5 protein-coding genes and 1 rRNA gene are annotated in these 6,866 nt (G+C 57.2%); all 6 read right to left on the reverse strand.

The annotated features are described in order from the left end of the window. Window positions 1-195: 195 nt before the first annotated feature. Window positions 196-1,437, reverse strand: coding sequence for a dicarboxylate/amino acid:cation symporter (locus CLV97_RS17375; protein WP_106346791.1), 1,242 nt, complete (start codon window positions 1,435-1,437; stop codon window positions 196-198). 161 nt (window positions 1,438-1,598) lie between these two features. Beyond that, window positions 1,599-2,855, reverse strand: a complete 1,257-nt coding sequence (locus CLV97_RS17380; protein ID WP_106346792.1) for an MFS transporter — start codon at window positions 2,853-2,855, stop codon at window positions 1,599-1,601. 230 nt (window positions 2,856-3,085) lie between these two features. Further along, window positions 3,086-4,327, reverse strand: a complete 1,242-nt coding sequence (locus CLV97_RS17385; RefSeq protein ID WP_106346793.1) for an MFS transporter — start codon at window positions 4,325-4,327, stop codon at window positions 3,086-3,088. A gap of 246 nt (window positions 4,328-4,573) precedes the next feature. Further along, window positions 4,574-5,305, reverse strand: a complete 732-nt coding sequence (locus tag CLV97_RS17390; protein ID WP_106346794.1) for a class I SAM-dependent methyltransferase — start codon at window positions 5,303-5,305, stop codon at window positions 4,574-4,576. Between the two features lie 68 nt (window positions 5,306-5,373). Continuing rightward, window positions 5,374-6,345, reverse strand: a complete 972-nt coding sequence (locus tag CLV97_RS17395) for an ArsR/SmtB family transcription factor (protein ID WP_106346795.1) — start codon at window positions 6,343-6,345, stop codon at window positions 5,374-5,376. A 428-nt stretch (window positions 6,346-6,773) separates the two neighbouring features. Further along, window positions 6,774-6,866, reverse strand: a 5S ribosomal RNA gene (gene rrf / locus CLV97_RS17400); the annotation flags it as partial.

Raw genomic sequence — 6,866 nt, forward strand, 5'->3', positions numbered from 1 at the left:
AAACATCAAAAAAAATGGCCTTGCTCCTCTCGAAGAGAGGAAAAGGCTTTGTGATCCGCCTAATTTACCAAATCTAATTTCCTTTATCTGTTTATTTCCCATAAACATGCAACCCCTGGCGCTTTTCTTGCGAAAAGAGCCAGGGGGTTTGTCATCAATCTCACCCGGCGCCCGTAAAGGCGCCGGGTTTTGATTTTACGCGCTGAGTTCCGCTGCGGAAGCCGCCTCCGAACGGCGCTCTTCCGTCCTCGCCACGCAGACGGCCACACAGGCGTCGCCGGTGATGTTGGTCACGGTCCGGCTCATGTCCAGGAGCCGGTCCACACCCATGATGATGGCGATTCCCTCCACCGGCAGTCCGACGGAGGTGAGCACCATCGACAGGATCACCAGCCCCGCCCCTGGCACCGCCGCCGTTCCGATGGACGCGAGGGTGGCGGTCAAAAGAATCATCCCCTGCTCCACCAGCGATAGATCGATCCCATACAGTTGGGCGATGAAGACCGCGGCCACCCCCTGCATGATCGCCGTGCCGTCCATGTTCACCGTCGCACCCAGGGGCAGGACGAAGCTGCTGATGCTTTTGGGCACCTTCAGATCCCTTTCCACGCACTCCATCGTGACCGGAAGGGTTGCCGCGCTGCTGCTGGTGGTGAAGGCCACTTCCATGGCCGGCCCCATCGCCTTGAAGAATTGAAGCGGATTCATTTTCGCCAATACCCAGATCAGCAGGCTGTAGATGATGGCCATATGCAGGATCAGCGACCCGAGGATGGTGACCATGTACCAGGCCATGGAACCGATCAGCTCGATCCCCGCTTGCCCGATCGCCCGGGCCATCAGGGCGAAGGCGGCATAGGGGGCGGTTTTCATCACCAGGTCCACCATCTTGATGGTCACTTCGTTCCCCTGTTCGATCACCGCTTTCACCCGGTCCGCTTTTTCACCCAGGAGCGCCATGGCGATCCCGAAGAACAGGGCGAAGAAGATGATCTGGAGCATATCCGCTTCCGCCATCGCCTGGATCGGATTTTCCGGAACGATATTGAGCAGCGTCTCCTTGATCGGAGGAGCTTCTTGGATATCGGGTTTCTCCGAGGCTTCTCCGATATTGACTCCCTCGCCGGGAGCGATGACATTGGCCAGCATCAACCCGATGGTAATCGCCACCGCCGTCGTCAAAAGATATAAGAAGACCGTTTTTCCCCCGATCCGACCCAGCTTCCGGGGATCGGCGATTCCCGCCGCACCCGACGCGATCGAGAAGAAGACCAGCGGGACGACGATCATCTTGATCGCCTTGATGAACAACACCGCGACGGGATCGAAGATATATCCGTTCAAAACGTCAAAGACCGACGGAAAATACAAATGAAGCGCCGCACCTACAATGAGGCCGAGCAAAATCCCGATCAAGATCTTGGTGGTTAACTTCATACCATCACTCCTTTTCCGTAATAGATATCCCTTCGGGAATTTAAGAAATTTTTCGCTTAAAGGTGGCGTTGCACACTTTTCTAGTATACCATTTATGTCGGCGAAGAAGGAAATTTTCCGCATATTTCGCCGAATAAAATGAATCCTCTGATATATGCCCTTTAATTCGCCCTCGAAACCTGCGATCCATCCTTCGCCACATCCCGCAAAACCACCCGGTTTAACTCCCGGTACACGGGCGAAAGCCACGCCGAGGCCGACGCCGCCAAAACGATCCCGCCGAGAAGGGTGAACAGGAGAGGGAGGCCCATCCATTCCGCAAATCCTCCCGCAAACAAAGCCCCCAGCGGAAACCCGATCCGGGCGATCAACATGCGAAGGACGAAGACCCGCCCCCGCAGCTCCGCCGGGACGTGCCGCTGATACAGAGTGGTGTTTTGCACGGTAAACAGGGCTGCGCAAACGCCAATGCCGGTCTCCAGCATCAATGCGACGGGAAAGGAGCGGGTCCAGGCAATGAGGACCATGAAGCCACCTTGGACCAACAGCCCGCCGAGCATCAGCCGTCGGCGGTCCGAGGGTTCCCCGGCCCAGCCGGTGTAAAGTGTTCCCAGCATAAAGCCCAGGGGATAGGCGGCCATATACAACCCATATTCCGCCGACGATCCCCCCAACCGCTCCGTCACAAAGGGGAGAACCATCGGAAGAAACGCCCCGGCGCAAAAGTTGACCGCCGTCATGAGCAACCCGGTCCACAGGAAAAGGGGCGACAGACGGAAAAAGCGGAATCCCTCCGCCAACTGCCTCAGCCACGTCTCTTTTTTCTTATTTTTGCCCCTCTCCGTCCGGGGGAGAAGGAGGAGCGACGCCCCCGAGCCCGCCATCATCGCGATCAGGGCGGCAAGGACAGGCAGGCTGTCCCCCTCCGACTCCGCCAACACCCATCCCGCCAACGCCGGCCCCGTGAGCAGCGTCAACTGCATCGTCCCTTCCAGGATCGAGTTGACCCTCGCAAGCTTCTCCGCCGGAAAGGCCCCGGCCACGTAGGCCATGCCGGCCGGGCGAAAGAGATGCTCCGTCATGCCGGTGACGACCGTCGTCAGGTACAGGTGCCATGCCTCCAGCGCATCCATCGTCAACATCCCGAAGGGCAGGAGAAAAATCGCCGCCCTCGACCACTGGACGGCGATCATCACCCGCTTCGGTTCCCACCGGTCCAGATAGGGACCCGACACCAGCTGCACCAAAATCCCCGGCAGCATAAATACCAGCCACAGGCTGCCCATCGCCAATTTGGAGCCCGTCAGTTCATACATCAGCCAGGATTGGACAAAGGTGGCGAAGCTGCCGCCCGTTCCGGCGACCGCCTGACCGATCCAGATCGGGAAAAAAGACCGCTTCAAGAGCAAGGATGGCATCGACAGCGTTTACCTCCAAACAGGAACATCCTTTCGTGTTCCATCTCTCTTCGTCAATCCTTTCCCGAAAACCTCTTTGCCGGATCAAAAAAATTTCCCGGCCTTTGGGCCGGGGAAATGCTGAAATCATCCGGATCATGCATCCGGTCTCCTCCTTTGGCGGGAATCAAAACAGTCTCCGCACCCCTGTACGCGCTCATAAAGCCAAGTAAGGAATGCCTCTAACCGCCTCAACCCGACAGCGAGATTTCCTTCTCCTGCGGGGCAGGCGCCGGCTGGTTCAATCGGTGGAACACCGGATGGAACCAAGCGATCACCGTTGACAGGATCACCACCCCTGCCGCGGCGAGAAACAGGGGAGCAAGACCCCACAGTTCCGCAAATCCACCTCCCAAAAACGCGCCGAGAGGAATGGCCGACTGGGCGAGCAGGATGCGGACGGTGAAGACGCGACCGCGCATCTCCTTGGGGACAAAACGCTGGTAAAGGGTGGTGTTCAACACGTTGAAGACGATGGCGCATATTCCGGACACGAAGCTCATCAGGAGGGCGACGGGAAACAGGTGAACAGCGCCCATCACGGCAATGGTCAACCCCGCCACCCCGTTGGACAGAATCATGTACAGACGGCGGTTTCGGGGTTCCTCCCGAAGGCTCATCCACAAGGAGCCCAATAGCATGCCCAGGGAGAAGGCGGAGGTGAACAGGCCGAATTGCACCGGGGTGCCGCCGAGAAGCTCCGACACATAGGGCAGAAACAAGGGTTCAATCGCCCCGTAGGCGAAATTGGCCGTCATGATCAGGAGGGCCGTTCCCAGCAGCATCGGATGCACCTTGAAAAAGCCCAACCCCGCTTTGAACTGGGCGATCCAGGATTGTTTTTCGCCCTTGGCGTCCGGACGGCTCCCGGGCAACAGGAAGAGCAGGGTTCCCGACAGCGCCAGCAGGCAGACCAAAGCGAACAGAATCGTCTCCGCTCCCAGCCACCCCAACGCCATCCCCGCCAGGGGCGGGCCGACCAGGGCCATCCCGTTCATCGTCCCTTCCAACACGGCGTTGCCCTTGACCAACTGCTTTTCGGGAAGGAGATCCGGGAGATAAGCCATGCTGGAAGACCGAAATAGGGGCTCGGCCGCCCCGCCGATCACGACCGCCAGGTACAGATGCCACAGGGAGAGAGAATCCAGGACATAAAGCACGGTGGGAACCAGATATCCCACGGCCCGGGACCACTGGGAAAGGGCCATCACAAGGCGCCGGTCCCAGCCGTCCAGATAAGGCCCCATCCCCAACTGAACGGTCAGGGAGGAGATCATGAACGCCATGACCAATCCGCTCATGGCCATCTTGGATCCGGTGATCGAATAAACAAGCCACGCCTCGATAAACATGGCGAAGATCCCGCCGAGTCCCGATGCGGCCTGGGCCAGCCAGACCAGAAGAAACTTGCGGTTTCGGATCAATTCCCCCATCGTTTCCCTCTCACCCCCGGAAAAGATGCGTGCCGGATTCACCCGACCAAGGCATCAGCGTGGATCAAAAGGCCCTACAAATATTCCGCCGGAGGTTCCTGAAGGCGCTCCGTCTCATCCCTTTGTCTTTCTCCTTTTTCAACATCTCGGACCAGACCCCGGCCGCAGCGAAACCACATGGTGATGCACCGTGCTCTGGGCCTGTCCCGTATGGCAGACAATTTCCATATAACTGCTATCCCTGCTCTACGGTTTACGGCCCACCACAATCCGCACAGGAGGAAAGATATAATAATGGGGGCCGACAATCTGAACGCCGGTCGCTCCCAGCTCTTTAAAAACCGCGGCATATTCATCGACATGCTGGAAATCGAGGATCGCAAAATGCCCCCCCGGCTTGAGCACCCGGATGATTTCCCCGAGCGCCTTGCGACGTTCGCCTTTATCGTAAATATTGTGTATGGCCAAACTGGAAACAACTACATCAAATTCATTGTCCGCAAACGGAATGTGGCGCGCATCGGCGGATACGACCTCCACGCGCTCCCTTACCCCTTCTTTTTCGGCGTTATCCAAAGTCACATCAGGATGATTGCCCGATTGATCTCGTTCATTCCAAATATCGATTCCCACGGCTTTACCCCTGTCGAGCCGTTTGGCCGCGGCATTCAGAACCAGTCCCCTTCCGCATCCGACATCGAGCACTTTTTCATCTCCCCGCCAAGGGAGAAGATCAAGCAGTTTTTCCCGTTCATAATACTTTCCGACCTTGCTGCTCCATACCATGTAAACGGCTTCAAGGAGGCAAAAAAGGCCGAAAAGAAGGAACACCGCTCCGATCCATCTCAAAGCGCCGGATAAACCAAAAAAACCCCCCATGCCGAGAAGAAGCAAAACAATGCCGCTTAACGTCAAGTTGCGAATGACCCCGGGAGCATCAATGCCATAATCCCCTTTTTTGTTTTCCGTCTTAGCCATTTCATCCCCGCCCGTCCTTTTAAAGTTTTTGTGCCTTGAAACGGTAAACCGAAATGCCGGGATGGATCTCAAGGATCGTTTTTGCCGTTCAAATATTCCGCAAGCAGACCATAAAGGCGATCCGGCAAATTCTTTCGCAACGCATAGCGCCCCTCGTTTTTTTCCTTTTCCAACATCAATCGAACCAATCCCGCCGACCGCAGCGAAACCATATGGTGATGCACCGTGCTTTTGGCCAGCCCCGTATGGCGGACGATTTCCATAAAGCTGCGGGGGCCTCCGGACAGATAACGGAGGATGCGCAGGCGGTTTTTGTCCGCCAGGCTGCGTGCCATCCGGAGGAGGGACAACGGAGGATTCCCCTCACCGGAGGGCAATTCACAGGGATATTGAATAAAGAGCAGGTCTCTGTATCTCTCATAAAGGTTTGCGGGAACGCAATGGACCTGCGGAACCAGCAGCACCGTGATGTTCTCCTCCACGGGAGATATCCAAAGGCCATTGGTCGCTTCTTCGATCAACTCTTCGGGTTTCAGGGAATCGATCCGTCCGCGCTTCAACTCGGCGTCCCGCCGGAGCGTTTCCCAGACAGCGGGATCCAGCCGGCTCAGATACTGACGGTCCCATCTCCTCAACAGCGACACGGCCCGATCCCTCACGGCCCCGATCCCGGCAGGCAGGGAAATCCCCTCCGGCAGCCGATTGGCCGCCCGCTCGTAGAGCTCCCCGGAATCCATTCCCTCCAGCCAGCGCAAAAAACCGGAGATGCTTCGATCCTCCGGACAATCCCGGATCAGCGGAGGAAGCAGCCAGATCAATTGAAACAAGGGGTTGTCGGAAAGCTTCCTCTTCGAATCGCCCAGCACAACCTGCTTCCCCAGCTGTTTCAATTCCCCGGAAAGATCCTCATCCAACCCCTTCCTGACCTCCCTGACCCATGACGGTCCCCGGTCGAAACTTTTGTCCTTCCCCAGATAAGCCAGCAAGCTGGGATACAATTCATAAGCCGGCGCCGTATCAATCTCTATTCGACAGTTCATCGTTCGTCCCCCATCGAACTCTCCATTCAGTTCGATTATAATCTAACTGTTTGTAAGTCGCTACGTTTATCGAAGTCCTTTTTTCGTCCAAAAATGCCTCTTAAAGACCGGTGTTGTTGACGGATCACAGCGGCTGATCTGCGATTCCGAGCGGCAGGAGGCGAAAAGGCGGGGCGCACCTTCATCGTGAATGGTTGTGGGGGCCCGGAGGCAACGGACCACCCGCTGAGCGCCCGCCGGAAATGCAGTTCCGCTCCTTCGTCAAAGGGTTCCGCAAACCGCCCTGTAACGCGATCGCCCACCAATCGGACGCATCACGCAAAAGATGGGACAGTCCCTGACGCAGACCTGTCCCTGTGAGGATGAAACCTTTTGCAAAACGCCAAAGACCCGGTCTGTTTGAACAGACCGGGTCTTTTTTAAGATCCGCCTGGCAGCGTCCTACTCTCCCGGGGGCTCCCGCCCCAAGTACCATCGGCGCTGGAGGGCTTAACTTCCGTGTTCGGAATGGGAACGGGTGG

The organism is Planifilum fimeticola, from assembly GCF_003001905.1.
In the GTDB taxonomy this organism is placed as follows: Bacteria; Bacillota; Bacilli; order Thermoactinomycetales; family DSM-44946; genus Planifilum; species Planifilum fimeticola.

Bases quoted from the DNA above. Each gene is read 5' to 3' on its own strand.
- CLV97_RS17375 (WP_106346791.1), bottom strand. From the start codon at position 1,437: ATGAAGTTAACCACCAAGATCTTGATCGGGATTTTGCTCGGCCTCATT.
- CLV97_RS17380 (WP_106346792.1), bottom strand. From the start codon at position 2,855: ATGCCATCCTTGCTCTTGAAGCGGTCTTTTTTCCCGATCTGGATCGGT.
- CLV97_RS17395 (WP_106346795.1), bottom strand. From the start codon at position 6,345: ATGAACTGTCGAATAGAGATTGATACGGCGCCGGCTTATGAATTGTAT.
- CLV97_RS17385 (WP_106346793.1), bottom strand. From the start codon at position 4,327: ATGGGGGAATTGATCCGAAACCGCAAGTTTCTTCTGGTCTGGCTGGCC.
- CLV97_RS17390 (WP_106346794.1), bottom strand. From the start codon at position 5,305: ATGGCTAAGACGGAAAACAAAAAAGGGGATTATGGCATTGATGCTCCC.